Source organism: Streptomyces xylophagus (genome assembly GCF_000716435.1).
Classification (GTDB): domain Bacteria; phylum Actinomycetota; class Actinomycetes; order Streptomycetales; family Streptomycetaceae; genus Streptomyces; species Streptomyces xylophagus.
Map to the genome: position 1 here is coordinate 219,301 of NZ_JNWO01000006.1, position 22,543 is coordinate 241,843.

Annotated in this window: 20 protein-coding genes and 1 tRNA gene; 8 read left to right on the forward strand and 13 right to left on the reverse strand. The window is 69.0% G+C overall.

The window, feature by feature from the left end:
* Window positions 1-598: 598 nt before the first annotated feature.
* From OO70_RS54575 to OO70_RS14460, 8 genes are all read right to left on the reverse strand, one after another.
* Window positions 599-1,216 (reverse strand): hypothetical protein, encoded by a 618-nt coding sequence (locus OO70_RS54575; protein ID WP_158711472.1) that lies wholly within the window; start codon window positions 1,214-1,216, stop codon window positions 599-601.
* Window positions 1,217-1,413: 197 nt separating this feature from the next.
* Window positions 1,414-1,590 carry a hypothetical protein gene (locus tag OO70_RS54580; protein WP_158711473.1) on the reverse strand — a complete coding sequence of 59 codons (177 nt, stop codon included), beginning with the start codon at window positions 1,588-1,590 and terminating at the stop codon, window positions 1,414-1,416.
* Window positions 1,591-1,601: 11 nt separating this feature from the next.
* Window positions 1,602-1,748, reverse strand: coding sequence for a hypothetical protein (locus tag OO70_RS54585; RefSeq protein WP_158711474.1), 147 nt, complete (start codon window positions 1,746-1,748; stop codon window positions 1,602-1,604).
* On the reverse strand, window positions 1,741-2,055 hold the full coding sequence (locus tag OO70_RS14445; protein ID WP_158711475.1) for a hypothetical protein: 315 nt from the start codon (window positions 2,053-2,055) through the stop codon (window positions 1,741-1,743). The genes OO70_RS54585 and OO70_RS14445 overlap by 8 nt, the downstream gene beginning before the upstream one ends.
* A 14-nt stretch (window positions 2,056-2,069) precedes the next feature.
* A complete protein-coding gene (locus OO70_RS57045; RefSeq protein WP_078651407.1) occupies window positions 2,070-2,240 on the reverse strand; it encodes a type II toxin-antitoxin system Phd/YefM family antitoxin in 171 nt (56 codons plus the stop codon).
* A gap of 57 nt (window positions 2,241-2,297) precedes the next feature.
* Window positions 2,298-2,804 (reverse strand): hypothetical protein, encoded by a 507-nt coding sequence (locus OO70_RS14450; RefSeq protein WP_043669601.1) that lies wholly within the window; start codon window positions 2,802-2,804, stop codon window positions 2,298-2,300.
* 1,215 nt (window positions 2,805-4,019) lie between these two features.
* Entirely contained in the window at window positions 4,020-5,054 is a 1,035-nt protein-coding gene (locus OO70_RS14455) for a tyrosine-type recombinase/integrase (protein ID WP_043669604.1), read from the reverse strand.
* A 130-nt stretch (window positions 5,055-5,184) separates the two neighbouring features.
* Window positions 5,185-5,260: transfer RNA gene (locus OO70_RS14460), tRNA-Arg, on the reverse strand.
* A gap of 323 nt (window positions 5,261-5,583) precedes the next feature.
* Between OO70_RS14460 and OO70_RS14465 the strand changes: the two genes are divergently transcribed.
* The 8 genes from OO70_RS14465 to OO70_RS14500 all read left to right on the forward strand — a co-directional run bounded on the left by OO70_RS14465 (window position 5,584) and on the right by OO70_RS14500 (window position 15,107).
* A complete protein-coding gene (locus OO70_RS14465) occupies window positions 5,584-7,191 on the forward strand; it encodes a dynamin family protein (protein ID WP_043669608.1) in 1,608 nt (535 codons plus the stop codon).
* A gap of 3 nt (window positions 7,192-7,194) precedes the next feature.
* Window positions 7,195-9,183 carry a YfjP family GTPase gene (locus OO70_RS14470; RefSeq protein WP_043669611.1) on the forward strand — a complete coding sequence of 663 codons (1,989 nt, stop codon included), beginning with the start codon at window positions 7,195-7,197 and terminating at the stop codon, window positions 9,181-9,183.
* Window positions 9,184-9,358: 175 nt separating this feature from the next.
* Window positions 9,359-9,850, forward strand: coding sequence for a single-stranded DNA-binding protein (locus tag OO70_RS14475; RefSeq protein ID WP_043669613.1), 492 nt, complete (start codon window positions 9,359-9,361; stop codon window positions 9,848-9,850).
* Window positions 9,851-10,120: 270 nt separating this feature from the next.
* Window positions 10,121-11,536, forward strand: coding sequence for a Cys-Gln thioester bond-forming surface protein (locus OO70_RS14480; protein WP_234336842.1), 1,416 nt, complete (start codon window positions 10,121-10,123; stop codon window positions 11,534-11,536).
* Window positions 11,537-11,610: 74 nt separating this feature from the next.
* A complete protein-coding gene (locus tag OO70_RS14485; protein WP_043669620.1) occupies window positions 11,611-12,231 on the forward strand; it encodes a hypothetical protein in 621 nt (206 codons plus the stop codon).
* Window positions 12,232-12,358: 127 nt separating this feature from the next.
* On the forward strand, window positions 12,359-14,023 hold the full coding sequence (gene ettA / locus OO70_RS14490; RefSeq protein ID WP_078651408.1) for an energy-dependent translational throttle protein EttA: 1,665 nt from the start codon (window positions 12,359-12,361) through the stop codon (window positions 14,021-14,023).
* 5 nt (window positions 14,024-14,028) lie between these two features.
* A complete protein-coding gene (locus OO70_RS14495) occupies window positions 14,029-14,442 on the forward strand; it encodes an acyl-CoA thioesterase (RefSeq protein WP_043669622.1) in 414 nt (137 codons plus the stop codon).
* Complete coding sequence (locus OO70_RS14500) at window positions 14,439-15,107, forward strand: hypothetical protein (RefSeq protein WP_043669625.1); 669 nt, start codon at window positions 14,439-14,441, stop codon at window positions 15,105-15,107. The genes OO70_RS14495 and OO70_RS14500 overlap by 4 nt, the downstream gene beginning before the upstream one ends.
* 6 nt (window positions 15,108-15,113) lie before the next feature.
* On the opposite strand, the gene OO70_RS14505 is transcribed toward OO70_RS14500, so the two are convergent.
* The 5 genes from OO70_RS14505 to OO70_RS14515 form a co-directional block, all read right to left on the reverse strand.
* The gene (locus OO70_RS14505; RefSeq protein WP_043669628.1) at window positions 15,114-16,070 is read right to left on the reverse strand and encodes an ABC transporter ATP-binding protein; all 957 of its coding nucleotides are present in this window, start codon (window positions 16,068-16,070) and stop codon (window positions 15,114-15,116) included.
* A 127-nt stretch (window positions 16,071-16,197) separates the two neighbouring features.
* Entirely contained in the window at window positions 16,198-18,921 is a 2,724-nt protein-coding gene (locus tag OO70_RS14510) for an FtsX-like permease family protein (protein ID WP_043669632.1), read from the reverse strand.
* Window position 18,922: 1 nt separating this feature from the next.
* Window positions 18,923-19,108, reverse strand: coding sequence for a hypothetical protein (locus OO70_RS54590; protein ID WP_158711476.1), 186 nt, complete (start codon window positions 19,106-19,108; stop codon window positions 18,923-18,925).
* Between the two features lies 1 nt (window position 19,109).
* Complete coding sequence (locus OO70_RS54595) at window positions 19,110-19,304, reverse strand: hypothetical protein (protein WP_158711477.1); 195 nt, start codon at window positions 19,302-19,304, stop codon at window positions 19,110-19,112.
* Entirely contained in the window at window positions 19,297-22,530 is a 3,234-nt protein-coding gene (locus tag OO70_RS14515; protein ID WP_043669635.1) for an ABC transporter permease, read from the reverse strand. The genes OO70_RS54595 and OO70_RS14515 overlap by 8 nt, the downstream gene beginning before the upstream one ends.
* Window positions 22,531-22,543 lie beyond the last annotated feature (13 nt).

Here is a 22,543-nt window from a genome sequence, read left to right on the forward strand (position 1 = left end):
CCAGTCCCTGGGATTGGACTTTGACTCTCGGGTGACTCATGCCAGGGGCTTCGCTACGGCTCAGCCCTGGAAGTAGAACTATGGAGGTGCGTAGGGCCCATGCCCGGAGCGCCTATCCTGCGGAACCTTTAAGCACGAGAGGGTACGAGGGAGAGGCTTCGCAAGGGCTACGCCTCTCCTTTCCCCCGCCCTCTTCTTCTCCCCGCTCCAAGCGCAGCGTAGGGCCCTTGCCCGGAGCTGTGCTCAATGCATAACTACGTCGGGGGATAGTAGGTAGAGCGGAAGTGTTCTGTTCTTCCGTTCTATATACGCAAGGGGGGAACAGAGAACAGGAACAGTTCTCACTTGGCCAGGCGGTAGATGGACTGGTTGACTCTCGACTACCTGGCTCCGCCTAATTCGGCATCAGACATCAGGTTCGAGACTCCCGGCTAGGGCCGTCGTCTCGGTATGCACCGTGCCGTACTAGCGGATAGTCGTAGCCCTTACTTAGGGCCATAAGTCGTGGGGCATCATCGGGCTACAGGTTCCTACTCTTAGGGCCATAAGTTCCCTAGCGTTGGGTGGTGACCGTTGCTCCTACCCTTAGGGCCATAACTCAGACCGTGGGTGCGTCCTCGTAGAAGTCCTCGTCACGCATCCATGTCCGGTCGGTGAAGTCCCCAACCTGGAGATAGAACGTTGTGCTAGCCCCTCGCTTACTTCCGATGGTCTCGACTGTCAGCCAGCCACTTTCGACTAGGGCCTGCACTCCTCGTTCTGTATAGGACCGGAGATTCCCTGCCCGGTTCTTCCTGCCTACCGCGTCAGCCAGGGAGCGCCAAGGGATAGTCACCTGGGAGTCGTCTCCGCACAGCCGGGCTATCTGCTTAGCTGTCAGCATTCCGCTGAGGGGCACGTACTGAATCACGTCCCGATACCAGAGGTACGCCTGTCCGGCCGGGGGCATGTTCTCTGCGGCAAGGGGTTGTCCTCGCTTGGACAGTAGCCGCCCGTGCTCCGCGATCCTGTCTGAGTGTCGAGCGAGGAAACCCGTTCCTTTCGCCTTGAACGAGACTCCACCAGGTATCAGCGCGACAATGGATACCTGTCCGGGAATCCTCTTGGGCCACTGCTTCGCAGCCTTAGCCGTACCGACCCATGTTCCCTGTGTGAACTGTTCGCCAATCTTGCTGAGGTCTCCGGTGTAGATGTCTTCGTAGTTGTTGTAGCTCATGCTCGTATCTCCATTGGTAGTGGTTGCTTGTCGTACCCATAGCCTTCATCCAATCGACTCGGTGTTATTGGGAGGCTGGTTGGTTCGGATGTCTGAGCATCCATGGTAGGGAGCCGCAGCCGTCATCCGGCGTAGGCTCCCTACCAAAGAAACTCAGTCAGCTAGCTATTCTGAAAGGTTCAGCCGGCTCGGGGTTCTCATTTCCCTCTGGCTATGCCGGTAGTGGCTGTGTACCTTCTCGACCAGAACACCCCTGGGCACTGCTTGAGCTTGGGGTCCTGGTGCTTGTGCATCTCAATCCGGAAGCTGAATGCCTCGCCGCAGTCAGAACAGATGAGCTTGTGTTCCCTTCCCTTGATTCCCTCGGAGTACATGTCGTCTCCTCTCAGTAGCTCAGGAACCTTTTCAGTTCGTCGGTGTCATCTGCTGTGAGTTCCTGCCATGCCTCATCTATGAGGAGTTTCAACAGTGGGAGTGGCTCACCGGCACTCTCCAGGTATTCAGCCCACAGCTCCGCGATTCGCTCAGTCACTCTCAATCTCCTTCAGCTTCTCCAGGATGTATCCGGCATTTCCCTGCCCTATCGGGTCGAGTTGCTTCACGTCGTATTCATCGAAAGAGCCACGGTCCATCGCGGTAACCAGTACCGCCCCGAAGAACAGAGCAGACTTCCTAACCCCTGTCGGCCGGACCCTCTCGATTGCGTTGCCTATCTCGTCTCTCAGTTCATCCGGTCCGTCGTGATAGACGCGGCCTTCATGTATCCAGGTCTGTACTCCCATGGACTCAACCACTGCCACGATGGACGGCAGTAGGTTCTTTCGTCTTCGGTATGCCATGCATTCCTCCCCGCTCAGTTGTCTTGCATCAGGTTTCGTGCCAGTCGCTCGTATCGTTCTGCGGAGATAAGGACTGCTGCGGCCTTCCCGTATCGGGTTAGTTCGATGGTCTGTCCTTGCTCTGCCTCTCGTACGAGACTGCCGAGAACTGCCTTAGCCTCGGATGCTGCGATACGTGTAGCCATTGGTCTTCTCCTTGGTTGGTTGTGTGGGCGCAGGCTCTCGCCGTAGCCCGTGTGCTGTCAGATCCAGTCGTCTTCTTCGTCGTTTTGTGTCACCTCGTTCAGCTTGTCGAGTAGGAACTTCTCTGTTGCGGGGGAAGGAGCACGGAAAGGCATGGACCCATCACCGGTGTAATCCTTCATTTGCTGCGCGTACTCACTCACAGAACCCCGCTCGTGCTTGCCGACTAGCCAGTCATCAAAGTCGCTGACGGCAGGATCAATCCCCTGCCGATCAGCCCATTCGAGTAGCGGTGCGTAGGGGTAGAACTGCTCCATCTGGCCTTGGACTCGGTCGTACTTCCACTGGTCCTGAATCAGAGCCTCAAGGGATTTACCACCCTTCATGAGGGCGAGTACCTGAACGGGCATGTTCTGGTTGCGCTTGTCGCTCAGATCCTTCAGCCGCTTAAGCTTGGGCTGACGAGTGGTGCCAATCTTGACGTTCCCGTTGGCCAGTCGAATGACGTACGTGTATCCGGGGGTGTGCTGCATCTCGGGGTTGGCCTCATGGATAGCGGTAGCCATCTCTCGTGCTTCTCGCTTCCGGTCCCAGAAGAAGTCCCAGCGGTGAGCGGGACATAGAGTCAATGAGGGTGCCCCAGGTATCTGTCCGAGCGTGACGGTCTCGCCCTGCTCTGTGCATCCGTCCATTACGCATTTGGTCATGTGGATTGCTCCTTGGTAGTGGTGGTGTGGGGTCCGATCGCTCGGGCCCGTGAATGTGTTTGTACGGGCTTCTGATGGCCCATCCCTGCGGCTCTGATGTATCGATACCTGCGCGGCCTCAAGCGGCCTTAGAAAGCCATCCAGGGGCACTCTCGGGCTTGTTGCTGGTCCATCGGTACTGGCTTACCTGGATGTCGAGATGCAGGCCCATGGCTATCGGGTTCCTGCACTTGCCTCTTGGGCTGTAGTGCCTGCCCAACTTCTCGCGGGTGCTGAACTCCTGTCGGCAGGAAACGCACTTGTATGAGTGGTCGGGAAGCGTTACGTAGTGACGTCGGGACATAACTGTCTCCTTCGTGGTTAGTGGTTGGTGAGTACGGCAGGGCGTCGTAGCCCTGCCTGCTGCGGAGGAATGTTGGTCCGACCGTGGTGAAAAAAAGAGGCCCAGTTCCAGTGCTATCAGCAGGTGCCGACATTGCCCCGTACATGCATGGGCGTTGGTCTGGCCCTGAGTAACGGGAAAGGTAAGGAGTGGGACTCCCTGAGCGGCGAGATGGCCGGTGAAGAAGCCGGGCAAACGTCAGGGGCTCTTGGAGTTTCCTGGAGTCCGGTGAACTTCTTCAGTACCTATTCTATCCCTCGGGACTGACATTGACCGGGCACTCCCGGGTACCTTCGTTGGTGGCTGTGTTGGTCCACCTGCGGGCAAAAGAAAAGCCCCAGCCAGCCGAAGCCAACCAGGACTCTTCGTCCACCACCACGTGGAGACCAGCCATCGTGCGTCGGGGGGAACACCCTCTACTTATAGAGAGGCCCCCGACTCGGCCCCTCGGACAGGCCGGATCACGAGTTGTTACCGTTTCGTTATCCGGTCGGTCGGTACCCTCGGGGGAACTGCCCTCACTTATTGAGTAGGGCCCGACTCGACTTCTCGGGCAGGCTGAGGTCTTGAATTCCTTCAAAGATCATCCTCGGGCATGACAGGAACTCTCACCCTTCTACTCCCCAGGTACGAGAAAGGGCCCACTGGCTACGTCGCCAGGGGCCCTCTCGAAGCCTCTCAGTCAGTCAGGGTCAGTACCTGTCACCCATCTTCCGTGCAGCCTTCACAGCCCTACTCACGGCCATGTCTGCCGCGTACCTCCGGAGCATGGTGGGGTCCTTCCACCCTTGGATGGTCATCACGTCCTCACCGCTCATTCCGGCGGAGAGCATGTCGTCTGTGGCTGTGTGCCTGAACTGGTGTGGGTGGCATCCCTCGTAACCGGCTTCCTGTGCCCGCCTGTTGAGCATCCGGTAGAGACCTGAGTACGTGAGCCGAGACCTGTTCCGGGTACCGAGCCAAAGATCCTGACCCTTGCTCATCTTGTGGGGTTCCCTGGCCCTCAGGTAGCGCGTGAGGGCAATGACCGTACGGGGCTGGAGGGGAATGACCCTGCCCTCTCCCGTACTCCTGGCGTCCTTCAGTGGAACCACCTGAGCCAACCCCTGTGACAGGTCGAGAGAATCCAGCCTGAGCGTCAGCAACTCCTCTGCCCTCAGCCCTTCTGTCAGGACCCTCATGATTGCGTGGTCCCTCAGCTTCTCGAACTCCCTCACTCGTGGGTGGCCGTTGCCGGTCACCTTCAATAGGTCGGTGACGAAGTCGGCGGAGAGAGTCTGTGGCTTGCCTGCCTTGGGAGGGGCGTACCTCTGGAGCTTCTTGTCCCGGTAGGGATTGGTCATGTCGTGCTCCTCCTCCATCCACGTGAAGAAGGGGCGCAAGTTCCTCTGAACGGTGTTGGTCCCGCCCTGGTTGTGGCTCTCGTAGTACGCCCTGAAAAACAGGTTCAGCGTGGCGGTGTCCACGCTGGTGAAGTCCTCTTCCATTCCCTCTCGGCTGATCCACTGGTCAAGGGCTCGGACTGCCTTGGTGTAGGCCGTGACCGTCTTCTCCGTGTAGGGCCGACCGTGCTTGTTGTTGCTGGCCCTGAGGTGGGTTGCGTAGTCCTGAGCGGTGGCCTGCCTGACCTCTGCCTGGTCTGGTTCGGCGGGGATGGCTCGAAGGGTGGTGGTCCTGCCGGTTCCCTGAGATGCCCTGAGAGGTGACTTCTTGGCCTGTGCCGACACGGGGTGACTCCCTGGTGTCCGGGCTAGGCAAGGTGCAATCCGCTAGGCGCCTTACCCAACCGAGTCTGGTAGGTAAGTCACGCGGCTTTCGATGATCCTTCTGACCCATAACCCCAGGTCAGAGACTCAATGGCGCCCCCGGCAGGACTCGAACCTGCGGCCAAGCGCTTAGAAGGCGCCTGCTCTATCCACTGAGCTACGGGGGCCGGGTGTGGTGGCCTCGGTCGTGGTGTGCCCGGGTGTGGGCCGGTCCGTGACGTTGCCGGGGACAAGGATAGGGCTCCCGGGTCCTTGTCCCTGTTGCTTCCCCTCCGTGGCTCGATGTGGAGGTTCGGTGAAGCGGTCCTGATAATCGCAGGCAGGTACGAATCGTGCATCGCTTTTGGCATCCGGCGCCACGGGTGTTGTGCACTCGTTATGCCTGGACTGTGCCCATGCCCCAGTCATCCCTTCCGTCCGTTGTGTTCCGTCGGCGCGCAGGCATGCGCATATGCTTCAGAATTCCCCCAAAATTGGGCATTCTTCACATGTGGTGACCTTGGACGTACGGCCTCAGCTGCTCGACGCACTCTCCGCCCTGCGCGACCGTGTCGCCGCCGCACGCTTCCCGCTGCCCCTGGCGGGGGCTCCACGCGCGCGTGCCAACCGCGACGAACTGCTCGCCCAGCTCGACGACTATCTGGTGCCCCGCCTGAAAGAACCCGAAGCACCCCTGCTCGCCGTCGTCGGCGGTTCCACCGGCGCGGGGAAGTCGACGCTCGTCAACTCCCTTGTCGGGCGCCGGGTCAGCGAGGCCGGCGTGCTGCGGCCGACGACCCGCACACCGGTGCTGGTCTGCCATCCGGAGGACCATCACTGGTTCAGCGGGATGCGGGTACTGCCCGACCTCACGCGCGTGTGGGTGCCCCATCAGGACCCGGGGGACGAGTTGCTCCTCCCCGGTGAGGACGGCATGCGTGTGCTGCGGATCGAGACCGCCGACACCCTCCCGCGCGGAATCGCCCTCCTGGACGCCCCCGACATCGACTCCCTGGTGGCCGACAACCGGGTGCTGGCCGCCGAACTGATCTGCGCGGCCGACATCTGGGTCATGGTCACCACCGCCGCCCGCTACGCCGACGCCGTGCCCTGGCATCTGCTGCGCACGGCCAAGGAGCACAACGCGACCCTGGTGACCGTCCTCGACCGGGTGCCCCACCAGGTGGTCTCCGAGGTGTCCAGGCAGTACGGCGCCCTGCTCGCCAAGGCCGGACTCGGGGACGTTCCCCGCTTCACCGTGCCCGAACTGCCCGAATCCGCCTGGGGTGGGGGGCTGCTTCCGGCCAGTGCCGTGGCGACGCTGCGGAGTTGGCTCGTGCAGCAGGCCCAGGACCCGGGGGCCCGGCATGAGTCGATGGCGCGTACCGCGTACGGCGTCCTCGACTCGCTCAAGTCGCGGATGCCCGAACTGGCCAGTGCCGCCGCCGCCCAGTACGCGGCGGCACTGCGGCTCACGGCCGCCGTCGACGGGGCGTACGACAGCGAGCACGCGCGTGTGCGGGGGCGGTTGCAGGCCGGGGCGGTGCTCGCCGGGGACGCGTTGAAGCGCTGGCGCGCCTTCCCGCTGGACTGCTCCGCCGGCGAACTCCTCGACGCCCTCGCGGAGAGCCTCGCCGCGCTCCTGCTGTGCTCCGTCACGGCCGCCGACGAACGCGTCGACGACGCCTGGCGGCGCGAACCGGCCGCCGGCGCCCCCGAACTCACCGACCGCGATCCCTCCCTGGAGAGCGCCGAGCACCGCATCGGGATGGCCGTACGGCGGTGGCGGCGCGAGCTGGAGGAGTACGCCGAGGAGGAGGTCGCCGACCTCGACCGGAGCATCGCGCCCGATCCCGAGGTCGTCGCCGCTCTCGTCGCCACCGCGCTGCTGGGCGGCCGTAGGGCGCGGTCCGCGGGCGAGGGGCTCGCCGAGCGGATCGGGGCTCACGGCGCGCTACGGCTGCGGGACCGGGCCGGGCGGCTGCTCAACGACCATCTGGACCGGGTCGTGCACACCGAGCGCGAACGCCGGCTCGCCCCGCTCGACGCCCTCGAAGTGCACCCCGAACCCCAGGCCGAACTCATCGCCGCGCTGTCCGTACTGCAGAAGGAGAGGTGACCGGTGACTGCCGTCACTGACCAGGACCACACGGACGAGATGGATCACGCCGACCACACCGGTCATGCCGACGACGGGCGGGACGCGGACGCCAAGGACGAGCGTTCCGAAAACTCCCCTCCCGTAGAGGACGCGGAGGAAACGGGTGACCTGGAGGACGCCGACGACCACGCGCGCGTGTCGGCCGACGCCGACCCCTCAGGTCGTACGGAATCCAAGGCGTCCGCGGACCCGACGGACCCCGAGGAATCGACCGGCTCCTGGGACGACGGGCTGATCGCGCGGCGGGTCAACGAGACCACCGCCGCGCAGCAGGCCGCCGCCGTGGAGAACAGGGCCTCCCGCGCGCACGCCGCGTACACCGCGCACGCTGCTCAAGCCGCCCACGTCCCGGCTCCGTTGGCGTACGACGGGCCGCTACGGTCCCGTCTCGACGCGCTGCGGGAGCTGGTCGGTCTCTCCCGGACCCGGCTCGACAGCGGGACCCTCGCCGAGGCCGGGCGGGTGCTCGACGAGGCGGCGGCGCGGCGCAGACTCTCCGGGCAGCACACCGTCGTCGCCATCGCGGGCGCCACCGGCAGCGGCAAGTCGCAGCTGTTCAACGCGCTCGCCGGAGTGGCCATTTCGGAGACGGGCGTACGACGGCCCACCACCGCCGCGCCCATCGCGTGCAGCTGGAGCGACGGCGCGGCCACCCTCATCGACCGGCTCGGCATCCCGGGACGGCTGCGCCGACGCCCCCTCCAGAGCGCCGAGATGGAGGCCCAGTTGCGCGGGCTCGTCCTGGTGGACCTGCCCGACCACGACTCGGCGGCCGTGGCGCACCGCGAGCAGGTGGACCGGGTGCTCGCACTCGTCGACGCGGTCATCTGGGTCGTCGACCCGGAGAAGTACGCCGACGCGATCATCCATGAGCGCTATCTGCGGCCCATGGCGGGCCACGCTGAGGTCATGTTCGTCGTCCTCAACCAGATCGACCGGCTTCCCGGGGAGGCGGCCGACCAGGTCCTCGACGATCTGCGGCGGCTGCTCGACGAGGACGGGATCGCCCTGGGGGAGTACGGCGAACCCGGCGCCACCGTGCTCTCCCTGTCCGCGCTCACCGGCGACGGCATCCCCGAACTGCGTGAGGTTCTGGGCCAGTTCGTGGCGGATCGTGGAGCGGCGGCACGGCGAATTTCGGCCGATGTCGACGCGGCCGCCTGGAGGCTGCGGCCCGTCTACGCCACGGGGCGGCGCACCGGGCTCAGCGAGGAGGCGCGGGACGAGTTCGCCGCGCGGCTCGCGGACTCGGTGGGCGCCACCGCCGCCGGGGAGGCGGCCGAACGTGCCTGGCTGCGCAACGCCAACCGCGCGTGCGGCACGCCCTGGCTGCGGCTGTGGCGCTGGTACAACGACCGGCGCGAGCCCGCCACCGGCCGATTGTCCATCCGCGCGCAGGCCGACGAGGAGGCCACGGCACGCCAGCGCGTCGAACAGGCGGTCCGTACGGTCGCCGACCGCGCGTCCGGCGGACTTCCGGCGCCGTGGGCGCAGGCGGTGCGGGAGGCGGCCGTACGCGGGGCGCAGGGGTTGCCCGAGGCGCTGGACGAGTTGGCGGCGCGGGCCGGGCTGCCGGTCGGGCGGCCGCCGAGGCCGGGGTGGTGGCCGGCGGCCGTACTCGCGCAGGCGTCCATGACGATCCTCCAAGTCGTCGGCGGGCTTTGGCTGTTGGGCCAGATCATCGGGTTCATGGCGCCGAATCTCGGGGTGCCGGTGCTGCTGATGGTGGCCGGCATCATCGGCGGCCCGCTCGTCGAGTGGAGCTGCCGGCTGGCGGCCCGCGGACCCGCCAGGCGCTACGGCCACGACGCGGAGCGGCGCTTGCGGGAGGCGGCCGCGGGGTGCGGACGGGCGCGGGTGCTCGATCCGTTGGCCGCGGAGCTGCTGCGGTACCGGGAGGTGCGGGAGCAGTACGCGCGGGTCACGGGGGCCGGCGTCGGGGGCGGGTGAACTGCGGTCCGAACGTCGTTCCCTCGTCCGGGTGATGAGGATTTCCACAGGTGGGCGGTGGTCCACAGCGCTCGGCGGGCTCGGCTCGGCGGAGGCAGTCTGACTGCAGCCGTACGGGACGGGCCCGTACGCGTTTCCGCTCGGTCCGCAGGGCCGGGTGAGGGAGGGATGCGCGATGAACGACACCACGATCTGCGCGGTCGGGAATGTGGCGACGCAGCCGATGTACCGGGATCTGGCGGCGGGACCGTCGGCACGGTTCCGGCTCGCGGTGACCTCGCGGTACTGGGACCGCGAGAAGAACGCGTGGACGGACGGGCACACCAACTTCTTCACGGTGTGGGCCAATCGCCAATTGGCGACGAACGTGGCGGCGTCGCTGTCGGTCGGTGATCCCGTCGTCGTCCAGGGCCGGTTGAAAGTCCGCACGGAAGTGCGCGAGGGGCAGCCGAACTGGTCCTCGGCCGACATCGACGCGGTGGCGATCGGCCACGACCTGGCACGCGGGACCTCGGCGTTCCGGCGGGCCAACAAGTCGGAGACGGCGGCCTCTCCGCCCCGGCCCGAGCCCAACTGGGAGACACCGGCAGGGGATTCAGCCACCGATTCCGCCGCCCACGCCGTTTCCTCCGACCAACAGCACGCGGAGCCGCTCGCGGTGACGTGATGTCAGTGAATGCCCCGAGCTGATCGAACTGCGGCTTATCGATGAATGCGCTCCGAACGGCCCGGTGGATTTGTCGATAAGCCCTGCTCGCAGGCGATCTTGGGGATAACGATTCCGAGTCGGATCGGTTATCCGATGACCCGACTGGAGAACGGGGTCCGCGCGCGTCCTTAGGATGCCGGGCATAGCTCGGGCACAGCTCCCGGCGCTTTGATTCTGCTGGTGGGACCACGCCCCCACGTCGACGGGTCCTGCTCGAAGGGGAATTCCGTGTCATCTGCGTTGTCTGTGTTTTCCGCGCTGTCCCTGCGCGGTCGCCGGGGTGCTGTGCGCCTCGTCGCCGCGACCTGGGCGTGCGGACTCGTCGCCGCCGGAGTGCTGGCCGGGGCCGGCCCGGCCGTCGCCGACGAGACACCGCAGACCCAGGGCGGGGCGACGGCCACCATAGGCGGGCTCAAGACGTACGGCGAGGCCGTGATCCACGAGGACGGCGGCGACCAGCAGGTCTCCGCGGGCCTGTTCGAGATGTCCGTGGACGGCGGCGGCACCCTGCAGACGTACTGCGTCGATCTCCAGAACCCCACCCAGCGGGACGCCAAGTACCACGAGACCGCGTGGAGCGGCACCTCACTGGGCGCCAACAAGAGCGCGGGGAAGATCCGTTGGATCCTCCAGCACTCCTACCCGCAGGTGAACGACCTCGCGGCGCTCTCCGCGAAGGCCGGCACGAAGGGGCTGACCGAGCAGGACGCGGCGGCCGGTACCCAGGTGGCGATCTGGCGCTACTCGGACGGCGCCGACGTCGACGCGGTCGACCCGCAGGCGGAGAAGCTCGCCGACTATCTGCAGAAGAGCGCGCGGGACGTCGCCGAGCCGAAGGCCTCGCTGACCCTCGACCCGCCCGCGGTCTCCGGGCACCCCGGCGAGCGGCTCGGCCCGGTGACCGTGCACACCAACGCGAACGGGGTGACGGTGACGCCGCCCGCGGACGCCGCCACCAGCGGGGTGCGGATCGTCGACAAGGACGGCAAGGCCGTCACGTCGGCGGTGGACGGCAGCCAGGTGTTCTTCGACGTGCCCGAGGACGCGGCAGCCGGGTCGGCCGAGCTGACCGTGCAGGCCTCCACCACCGTGCCCGTCGGCCGGGCCTTCACCTCCGAGAGCAGAAGCCAGACGCAGATCCTCGCCGGTTCCAGCGAGTCGACGGTCTCCGCCGCCGCGAGCGCGGACTGGGCGGAGACGGGCGCCATACCGGCACTGTCGGCGCAGAAGAACTGCGCCGAGGGCGGTCTGGACATCACGGCGGCCAACCAGGGCGACGAGACGTTCACCTTCGAGCTGATGGGCGTCGAGCACGGCATCGACGCCGGGAAGTCGGCGACGGTGACGATCCCGCTCCAGGAGGACCAGGTGTACGACTTCACGATCACGGCGCCGAACGGCTACGAGAAGCGGTTCGCCGGGATCCTCGACTGCCGTACGCAGAGCGACGCGGGCGGTGACGTGACGCAGACCCTCAGCGAGCCGAGCCCCGCGACGGTGGGCGGCACCACCGTCGACACGAACCTCGCCGAGACCGGCGGCTCCGGCATCACCCCGATGATCACGGTCGTCGCCCTCGGCCTGGTCGGCATCGGCGCCACGACCCTGGTCCTGCTGCGGGACCGGAAGCCCGGGCAGGGCTGAGGAGACACCGACCGTCCGGCGGTGTCCCGGCTTCTCGGCGCAACTGTCGGCGCCTTCGGGAAGTCGTACCCGCCATGACCGAAGCACGGATACAGCACGGCGAGGGGTTGTCGCCCGGCACCCTCACCGCGGCGGGCGTCGGGAGCCTGGCTTTCGCCGCCTGGGCGAGCTGGAGCAACCTCCTGCTGCTGGTGTGGGGGCACGTGGTCCCCGGCTGGGGGGTGAGCGGGGTTCTCCTGGTGCTCGCGCTCGTTCTGTGGCGGACCTGCCTCCGGGCGGCCCGCCGGGCGGAGGTCGCGCGGCTCCTGGGGACGCGAGCCAGTTGGTGGGTGGGGCTGGTGAGCAGGGTGCTGATCGTCGTGGCGGTGTTCGGCGTCGTATGGGGAGCGGCGGGCGACCTGATCAACGAGGCGGAGTACCACGTGCTGCGCCCCACGGGACCGGGCGGCTGCACGGCCGTAGTACGGGAGACGTCGTTCCTCATGATCGGCAACGGTGAGGCGTACGCGGTGGGCCGTACCGGCCTGGCCTGGGGCGAGGCGGGCTCCTGGGTGGTCGACGACGGGTACCGGCCCGTCGCCGGCGGCACGTACAAGGTGGACTGGGAGCGGGACGGCGGTCTGCTGCTGATCAGCGGTACGAGTACCGATCCGGTGATCCGAGGGGGAATGACCGACATCGACTGCGGGTGGTGAGACAGGGCACCGACCGAACCCCCAGCTCACAGCCCCCCGACCAAACGAGTTACCACCCAGGCCGGGACCTCAGGCAGTATGGACTACATCTGCCCACTCCAGATTTCAAGCTGCCGGACGGTTTCTCTTGGCTGAGTACATCTACACCATGCGCAAGACGCGCAAGGCGCACGGCGACAAGGTCATCCTTGACGACGTGACGCTGAGCTTCCTGCCCGGCGCGAAGATCGGTGTGGTCGGGCCGAACGGTGCCGGTAAGTCCACCGTTCTCAAGATCATGGCGGGCCTCGAGCAGCCCTCCAACGGCGACGCCTTCCTGTCACCCGGTTTCAGCGTCGGCATCCTCATGCAGGAGCCGGAGCTGGACGAGACCAAGACGGTCCTGGAGAACGTCCAGGACGGCGCCTCCGAGATCATGGGCAAGCTCAACCGCTTCAACGAGGTCGCCGAGCTGATGGCGACCGACTACTCGGACGCCCTGCTCGACGAGATGGGCAAGCTCCAGGAGGACCTGGACCACGCCAACGCCTGGGACCTCGACGGGCAGCTGGAGCAGGCCATGGACGCGCTGGGCTGCCCGCCCGGCGACTGGCCGGTCGTCAACCTCTCCGGCGGTGAGAAGCGCCGCGTCGCGCTCTGCAAGCTGCTGATCGAGGCCCCGGACCTGCTCCTCCTCGACGAGCCCACCAACCACCTCGACGCCGAGTCGGTGAACTGGCTGGAGCAGCACCTCCAGAAGTACGCGGGCGCCGTCGTCGCCGTGACTCACGACCGGTACTTCCTGAACAACGTCGCCGAGTGGATCCTCGAACTGGACCGCGGCCGCGCGATTCCCTACGAGGGCAACTACTCCACGTACCTCGACAAGAAGTCCACCCGCCTCAAGGTCGAGGGCCGCAAGGACGAGAAGCGCCAGAAGCGGCTCAAGGAGGAGTTGGAGTGGGTTCGCTCCAACGCCAAGGGCCGTCAGACCAAGTCCAAGGCGCGCCTCGCCCGTTACGAGGAGATGGCAGCCGAGGCCGACAAGATGCGGAAGCTGGACTTCGAGGAGATCCAGATCCCGCCGGGCCCGCGTCTGGGCTCGATCGTCGTCGAGGTCCAGAGCCTTTCCAAGGCGTTCGGCGACAAGGTTCTCATCGATGACCTGAGCTTCACGCTGCCGCGTAACGGCATCGTCGGGGTCATCGGTCCCAACGGCGCGGGCAAGACCACGCTGTTCAAGATGATCCAGGGCCTCGAGACCCCGGACTCCGGCTCCATCAAGGTCGGCGACACCGTCAAGATCAGTTACGTCGACCAGAGCCGCGCCAACATCGACCCCAAGAAGTCGCTGTGGGCCGTCGTCTCCGACGAGCTCGACTACATCAACGTCGGACAGGTCGAGATGCCGTCGCGGGCCTATGTGTCCGCCTTCGGCTTCAAGGGCCCGGACCAGCAGAAGCCGGCCGGTGTCCTCTCCGGTGGTGAGCGCAACCGCCTGAACCTGGCGCTGACCCTCAAGGAGGGCGGCAACCTGCTGCTCCTCGACGAGCCCACCAACGACCTCGACGTGGAGACCCTGTCGTCGCTGGAGAACGCGCTGCTCGAGTTCCCCGGTGCGGCCGTGGTCATCTCCCACGACCGCTGGTTCCTGGACCGGGTCGCGACGCACATCCTCGCGTACGAGGGCGAGTCGAAGTGGTACTGGTTCGAGGGCAACTTCGAGTCGTACGAGAAGAACAAGGTCGAGCGACTCGGTGCGGACGCGGCGCGTCCGCACCGCGCCACCTACAAGAAGCTGACCCGGGGCTGATCTTCTTGCGCCACATCTACCGTTGCCCACTGCGCTGGGCGGACATGGACGCGTACGGCCACGTCAACAACGTGGTCTTCCTCCGCTATCTGGAGGAAGCCCGTATCGACTTCCTGTTCCGCCCGGAGAAGGACTTCCAGCAGGGCTCGGTGGTGTCGCGCCACGAGATCGACTACAAACGCCAGCTCGTCCACCGGCACACGCCCGTGGACATCGAGCTGTGGATCACGGAGATCAGGGCGGCGTCCTTCACCATCACCTACGAGGTGAAGGACGGCGACCAGATCTACGTCCGCGCCTCCACGGTCGTCGTCCCGTTCGACTTCGCGGCACAGCGCCCGCGCCGGATCACCGCCGAGGAACGGGAGTTCCTGGAGGAATACCGGGACGACGACGAGGAGGAGGCCGTCGCCGCATGACGGTCCTCCACCTCGCCGACGAAGGGGAGACGGCGGACTTCGCGGCCTTCCTCTCCCGGCTGCTCCACTACGACCGTGGGGCAGCGGTCCGGCTGCAGGCGGCCGGCACGGCACTCGCCGTCTTCGGCCGGCCGCCGTCCTTCGAGGTCCTCGCCATCCGCGCGGTGCGCCTCGCCAAGCCCTACGAGAACGGCCTCGACGTCACGCTCGACGTGACCGTCTCCGCCGGTGAACTCCTGGAATCCCTCGACGAGTTGGCAGCGACGGCCGGCGTACCGGCCGCGGTGACCGGCCCGCCGTGGGCCGGGGTGCTGCCGCCCCGCAGCGGCTGGACCCCCGAGCCCGGCCTGCCGGGACCGCAGGCCCTGAGCGGGATGATCGCGGCCGGGGTCGCCGAATTCCGTTCCCGCACCGAGGAGTTGACCCCCGAGGGCCGTACGCGCGCCGAACTCGACCGCATAGGGCGGGAGATCTGGTCCCGCACGGTCGGGGACACCTCACTGCCGGTCCGCGCCGTGCACGCGGCACAGTCGCTCGGATTCCTGCGCCCCGGCGGGGAGTCCGGCCTCTTCTCGTCGGGCGCGTGGCTACGACTGCGCACACCCTACGGCTCGATCGCCGTCCGCAGAGCGGGACTTGGCGCCCTCGGCGTCAGCGTGCGCTGAACAGTCTCAGTTCTGCCCGCTGTCGTCCGGCCATACGCCGATGTGGTCCGACTCCAGTTCCAGGGCCACGCGGTCCCGCATATCCAGGGCCTCGGTGTATTCGGCGGGGAGTTGGAGTCGTCCCGCCCGGTCGAGCATGGCGTACTCCCTCGCTACGACCGTCTCGTGGCCCGTCGTCGCGTCGACCTCGCTGCGCCGCAGCACCTCGGTGGAGGTGCGGCCGTCGCGGATGGCGACCGTGCGGCGGACCTCGGTGGCGACCGCCTGGTCGTGGGTGACGATCACGATGGTGGTGCCCAACTGCTCGTTCGCGGTGCGGAACGCGGCGAAGACCTGTTCGGCGGTGTGGGAGTCGAGTTCACCGGTGGGCTCGTCGGCGAGCAGGACGGCCGGGGCGTTGGCGAGGGCCACGCCGATCGCCACCCGCTGCTGCTGGCCGCCGGACATCTCCTGCGGGCGCCGGTCACGGCAGTCGGCGACCTCCAGCAACTCCAGGAGTTCCAGGGCGCGTTCGGCCTTCGCGCGGCGCCCGGAGCGGATGCCGGACAACTGCATGGGCAGGGCGATGTTCTGAGCAGCCGTCAGATAGGGCAGCAGATTCCGGGAGGTCTGCTGCCAGACGAACCCGACGACCTCGCGACGATAGGCGAGCCGGTCCTTGGCGGTCATCGTCAGCAGATCCCGGCCGGCGACCCGGGCCGCACCGGCGGTGGGCGTGTCCAGCCCGGCCAGGATGTTCATCAGCGTCGACTTGCCACTGCCCGAGGCCCCCACCAGGGCCATCAACTCGCCCTCCCGGACCAGGAGATCGAGCCCCTGCAGCGCCTGCACCTCGACCCCGTCCGTGGTGAAGATACGGACCAGCCGGTCGCAGGTGATGAGCGCGTCATGCCCGTAGGCGGGCCGGTTCCGGCTCTCGGCGGCGCGGGTGGCCAGGTCGGCGAGGGTGGGGTTCGTGGTCATCGACGCTCTCCTCGGTCACAGCCGACTGTTCGGCGACAGCCTTCAACGCGAACGCCTCCAATGTGAACGCCTTCACTACGAACGCCTTCACTACGAACGCCTTCACCACGAATGACTTCGCTACGACTCACCGCGCATCCCCCGCCCTCAACTCCCGTACGGAGCCCCGCCGTCCGGACCACCACGCCTGCACCCCCGCGACCCCCACCGCCACCACCAGCACCCCGATCGCGGGGACGGCCAGCGACACCGGATCGGTTCTCAACTGGGCCTCCCCGACAGGGTTCTGCGCCGACGCGAGTGCCACCGACGTCAGGTCGAAGCCCGGGGCGAGCAGCCGGATCGTCGCCCAGCCGGTGAGTGCGCCGCCGGCCGCCGCCAACAGGGCCTGGGGCAAGGACTCCAGCACCAGCAGACGGCGCCCCTGCGCTCGCGTGAGGCCCATCGTGCGGAGGCGGGCCAGCAGGGCGGCGCGTTCCGGGGCCGCGCGCAGGAGGGAGAGGAGCAGGGCCAGTACGGCGTACCCGGCGCCCGCCAACACCGCTGCCGTGTAGATGCGTTCGGCGCCGGACTGGAGGGGCGAGTCGACGTACCGGGCGCGTTCCTCGGCCCGTACCGTCACCCCGGCCGAGGAACCGGCCGCCTTGCGCAGCGCGGCCCCGCTCACCCGGTCGCCGGTCACCAACAGCGAGGTCGGCCGGGCCGCCGTACCGGACAGTCCGGCGCGGTCCACGACCAGGAAGTCGGCGCCGGACACGGCCGGGGTCTCGTCCCGGACGAGCGCGATCCGCACGGTGACGGCGGTGGTGTCCGGCAGCCGTACGAGGAAGGGGCGGGTGCCGTAGGCGGTCGCGACGGAAGGGGAGGCGAGGGCAGGGAGTACGGAGCCCGACCGCGTCAACTGGCTCTCGGTGAAGGCGCCCAGGCCCGTCCGGCTCGCCAACTCCGCATAGGTGCCCGGGTTCACGCCCACCAGCGGTACCGCGTCCTGACCGTCCCTCGGCTTCGCCTGGTCCGTGATGCTCACCTCGGCGAGCCCCTGGACCCCCGGCAACCGCCTTACCCTGCCGGGCAGTTCGGTCGGCAAGGGGGCGGTCGCGTCGAGGCGGGCGTCCGCGCCGACGGCGAGCAGCGCCGCGTGGTCGCGGGCGTCGCTCACGCCCGCCAGTACCGAGCCGCCGAACGCGGCCGTGGTGAGGGCGGTGAGCAGGGCGAGGAGCGGCAGGACGGCGGAGACGGAGGTGCGGCCCGCTCGGGCCAGCGACAGAGGTCCCACCACGCCCCGCAGCCGGCCGGCCGGACGGGCCAGTCGGCGCAGCAGCAGCGGATACACCCGGACCAGGACCAGTGCCGCGATCACACCCACCAACACCGGTGCCAGCGCCACCAGTTGATCGCCCGCCGAGCCGGACGTGCCGCGTCTGCGCAGGGCCTCCACCGCGCCGGACGCCACGACCAGCAGGGTGAGTTCGGCGACCGTGCGGCGCCGGGACGGGCGTACGGCCGTCACGTCCTCGCGCGGGCCGTGGACGCGTACCACCCGATGGGTCAGCGCGGCGCGTACGGGGAGTGCGGCGGACGCGGTGAGGGTGACCGCGAGGGCGGCGACGACGGCGTAGGAGCGGCGGCCCTCGGGGAGGGCGAGCAGGGCGGCGGTCAGGCCAAGTGCGCCTGCCGGTACGGCTGTTACCGCCGTCTCGGCGAGCAGGCGGGCGGTGAGGCCACGCAGGGAGGCGCCGCGGGCGCGGAGCAGGGCGAGTTCGGTGCGGCGGCGGTCCGCGGTGAGGCCGCCCGCCATGAGCAGGACGACGACGGCGACCGTGCCGGTGCCGAAGGCCGCGACGGCGGTCAACGGGCGGATACCGGAGCGGAGTTCGCCGAAGGTGGTGAACACCTCGTCGAGGCCGGTGCTCAGGTCGGTGTCGGGGGTGGTGTCGGTGCGGACCTGCTGGAGACCGGGGCCCGATTCGAGCGCGGCGACGGCGGTCTTCAGGCCGGTGAGGTCGCGGGCGTGCAGGGCGGTCGGGTCGGGGGCCAACTGCCAGTACGGGCCCGGTTTCGCGCCGGTGCCGAGAAGTGCGGGGGCCGCGTCCTGGGCCAACAGCAGTGCGCCCAGCCAGTACTTGGGCTGGTCCGGCGTCGGCAGGACGACCAGGGTCGGGGTGCGCAGCAGCGGCTGGGTCGACCAGTAGGCGCCAGCGGGGTCGCGCGGGGTGAGGATGCCGGTGATGCGGACGGCGAGCGGGGCGCGGCCCTCGCCGGGTACGTGGATGACCGAACCCACCCTGATGTGCAGGCTGTTGGCGGTCGCAGCGGTGACTGTGGCCTCGATCTCGGCGGTCTGTGAGGTGACTTGGCCGGAGGTGCGCGGCAACCGCCCTTCCCGTACGGTCGCGTGCCCGGCGAGGTCGCTCTGGGTGGCGAGGTAGACCTGCGCGGGCAGGCCGTTCGGGCGCGGTATCCAACTGTCCGGCACAGCGGGGTTGTCGGCGGGGCGCACGCCGTACGCGGACTGGGCGGGGTCGATGACCAGGGGACGGCCGACGGCCGTGCGGACCTTGTCGTACTGCGTGCGCAGTGCGGCCGGGCGCAGGGCCGCCTCGCGCTGCTCCTGCGGGAGCGTGAAGTCGGGCTGCGGGCCGGAGAGTTGGACGGAGGTCCGGCCGGGACCCGCCTCCCGCGCGGCATGGCGCAGCCCGGCGTCCTCGTACCGGTCCAGCGCACGCGGGAACGCGGCGGCCAGACACGCGGTCACGGCGACGAGCAGGGCCAGCGCCCAGGCGGTACCGGGGGCGGAGCGCAGCCGGGTGCGGATCCAGGGGGCGGGCACGGAGGAGCGCGCGGTGTCCATCTCACTCGCCTCCCTGTTCGCGGAGCGAGGTTGCCGGGTCGGGCCGTCGTAGCGCGAGCGTCGGCGTCATGGCCAGCGGTGAATTCGCCACCGGGACGAGCAGAGTCGGTGCCCAGGCGGCACCCGGGGCGGAGCGCAGGTGGGTGCGGGCCCAGGGGGCGGTTACCGAAGAGGTCGCATTCCCCATCTCACTCACCCCCCTGTTCGCGGAGCGAGGTTGCCGGGTCGGGCCGTCGTAGCGCGAGCGTCGGCGTCATGGCCAGCGGTGAATTCGCCACCGGGACGAGCAGAGTCGGCGCCAAGGCGGCACCCGGGGCGGAGCGCAGGTGGGTGCGGGCCCAGGGGGCGGTCACCGAAGAGGTCACATTTCCCATCTCACTCACCCCCCTGCTCCCGGAGCGACGTGGCCGGGTCGGCCCGTCGCAGCGCCAGCGTTGCCGTCACGATCAGTGGGGTCACCGCGACCGCCACGATCAGCAACGCCACACGGTTGACGGGCAGTTCGACCAGGACGCGCGGTACCGGGCGGGTGGCCTGGGCCGTGAGGACGATCAGGGGGATCACCGCGCGGGTCAGTACGGTCCCCAGGGCCACGCCCACGACGAGGGCCAGCGCGAGCAGGACGCCCTGTTCGGCGGCGATCATCCGGGCCAGCTGGCGGCGCGGGGCGCCCAGCGCGCGCAGCACGGCGAACTCGGCGCCGCGCTCCCGCAGGGACCCCGCCGCGCTCACCGCGAAGCCGACCGCCGCGAGCGCCGCCGCCACCAGGGCCGCCGCGGCGAACGCGGCCTCGGGGCCGGCGCCGAACGGGTCGTCGCGCAGCTCCTCGGCGATCTCCTCCCGCACCACGACCTCCCCGGGATCGACATCGGGCAGCGCGCGTACCGCCGCGGCCACCGTCGTCGCGTCGCCCGGCGCGGTCCGCAGCCACCACTCGGTGGGCGTGACGCTCGTGCCGTAGCGCGTCTCCAACACCCGGTTCACGGACCGGAGATCGACCAGCAGCGCACCGCCGTCACCGTCCTCGACGTCACCCGTCGTCGGCAGTCCGCGCACCGCCGCCACGATCCGCACCGGCAGGTTCTGCCCGCCGAGCGTCACCTGCACCTGCTGCCCGGTGCGCGCGCCCGCCGAGGTCAGGAAGCGGTCGGTGGCGACGGCCGTGATCTCGGGCGGCGCGGGCTGCACGACTCGTAGTTGCACGGAGACGGAGGCGACCGTCCAGAAGTCCTTGTCCGGGATGTACCCCGTGCCGTAGTCGACGGTCAGCGGTGCGGCCGAACTCACCTTCGGCGCGGTCGGGTTGGCGGTCGGGCCGAACGTCGCGCTGACGGACGCCCGCCCCGTCCAGGCGGCGGGCAGCGTCAGCCGCCGTACCTTTCCCGCCGGGTCCGTGGCGCTCAACTCGCTGACGGTCAGGTGGTGTTGGGAGGCGTGGTTGCCCGGCTGGGGCATGTCCAGTTGGAGTCCGGTGAGGGTCAGGGGGCCGGGTGACGCGGAGACGTCCAGCTTCAGGTCGTACTGCCGTCCGTCGGTGGGGAGTTGGCCGAGCGGCTCCTGGTACGGGGTGCCGTAGCGGTCCTCGATCGTGGCCGTGACGTCGACCGTCGTCTCCGGGCCCGTGCTGCGGATGCCCGCTCTCATCGTCAACTGAGCTGTTCCCGCCGGGATTTGGGCGCCTTTGACGCTGCCCTTCGGCGCCAGGCCGGCCAACAGGGGACCGGCGGGGCGCCCGGCCGTCAGGTCCCGCCGTACCAGTACCGCGTCCGACGCGTGTGCCGTGTCCAGCGCGAGCACCGTCGCCGTGCGGTCGCCCGAGAGGGACTGGGAGGTGCGGACTGCGGGGGCGGCCTCCCGTACGTGGGGGAGGTTCGCGTAGGTCTCCGTGCGGCCCAACCCGCCGTCCCCGGTGGCCAGTACGCGCACCGGCACACCGGCCTGGAAGTCGGCCTGGTCGCTCTGCGAGCGGTTCCAGGAGGCGCTCTGCCCGATGGCGAGCATGCCCAGCGCCAGGGCGAGCACGAGCAGCAGGACCGGCCCGGCGCCGCGCATCGGGCGGCGGCTGAACTGCCAGCCCGCCAGCGCCACCGGCAGCCCCCGCCCGGCGGTGGCCCGGCGCTCGGCGAGCCGTGCCACCGGCGGCAGCAGCCGTAGCGTCAGGACCGTGCCCGCGAGCAGGGCTAGCGCGGGGGCCGCGACCAGCATGGGATCGATGCCCAGGGTCCCGGAGTTGTCGGCGCTGACGGCGCCCGAGGTCTGCCGGTTCAGCTGCCAGTAGGCGACCCCGGCCACGACCAGCAGGCCGATGTCCGCGCCCGCGCGCAGCGGAGCGGGGAGTGCGCGGGCCCGGCCGCCCTCGAAGGAGGACGTGAGCGCGGGGAGCGTCACCGCGAGCGCGCAGCCGAGCGCGACTGCTGCCGCGACCAGCCAGACGCCTGCCCGGCCGCCCGCCGGGGTGTCCAGCCGCAGGCCGATCCGGGCCAACGCGCCGTGCCCGGCCAGCAGTTCGGTGAGCGGCCCCGCGAGCAGCGGGGCAACTGCCGTGGCCGGTACGGCGAGCAGCAGCGCCTCCGCCGCCGACAGGCCCGCGATCCGCGCCCGTGAACCGCCGCGCGCCCGCAACAACCGGCTCTCGCCCGCCCGTTCGGTGCTCAGCAGCCGGGCCACGAGCAGCAGGGCGTAGCCGGCGAGCAGCGCGAGTTGGAGCGCGACGATGAGGAGAGTGGAGCGGGAGACGAGCAACGAGCGGTCGAGCCGGTCCAGTACGTCCGGCAACGATGTCGTCGCGGCCGTCGTCCCGCTCAGCACGCTCGCCCTGCGCACTGACGCGCTGCCGGTGCGGGCCGCCTCGCGCAGCGCGCCGATCCGCCCGGTCGTCACCGTGGAGAAGTCGGCCGACGCGAGCCACGCGGACGGCCCGGCGCTCAACCCGGCGAGGCTCGTGGGATCGGTGAGCAGCGGGCCGTAGGTCGTGAAGCCCGCCGTGCTGAGGCCGCGGCCGCGCAGGTCGTCCAGGAGCCAGTAGGCGGCGCTCGCGACGGCGGGCCGGTAGACGCCGGTGACGAGGATGTGGGCCTTGGGACCGCTGAGCCGGTTCGCGAGGGTGAGGCGCGTACCGGGTTTCACGCCGAGGCCCTCGGCGGCGGTGCGCGGCAGCGCGACCTCGATGTCCCCGGAGCCGGAGCCCGCCGCGTGCGGGAACCGCCCCGCCACCAGCCGCACCTGCGTCCGGTCCAGCGCCCCGAAGTAGGTGAGATCCGGGTCCCCGGACCGCTCGGCGCGCGGCTGGAGCGAACGCGGCAGCGCGTACGGCCCCGACCGCTTCAGCGTCCGCACGGTCACCGGCAGCCCGTCGAAGGTCCGCCCGGCCGCTTTCCGTACGGCGGTGTCGGCGGCCGCGCGGTCGGCGGGCGGGACGTCGGCCTTGACGATCAGGGCGGTGTCGGGGGCGTTGCGGGCGTCGTTCAGGGAGTGCTGGAGCGCCGCGTCGCCGATCGCGCCCGAGTAGGCGGTGAGCGTCGTGAGGACCGCCGTGGTGAGCAGGACGGTGAGCAGCGCGGCGGCCAGCAGCAGGCGGTGCGCCCGCGCGCGCACCAGGACGAACCCCACCCGGCCCCCCGCC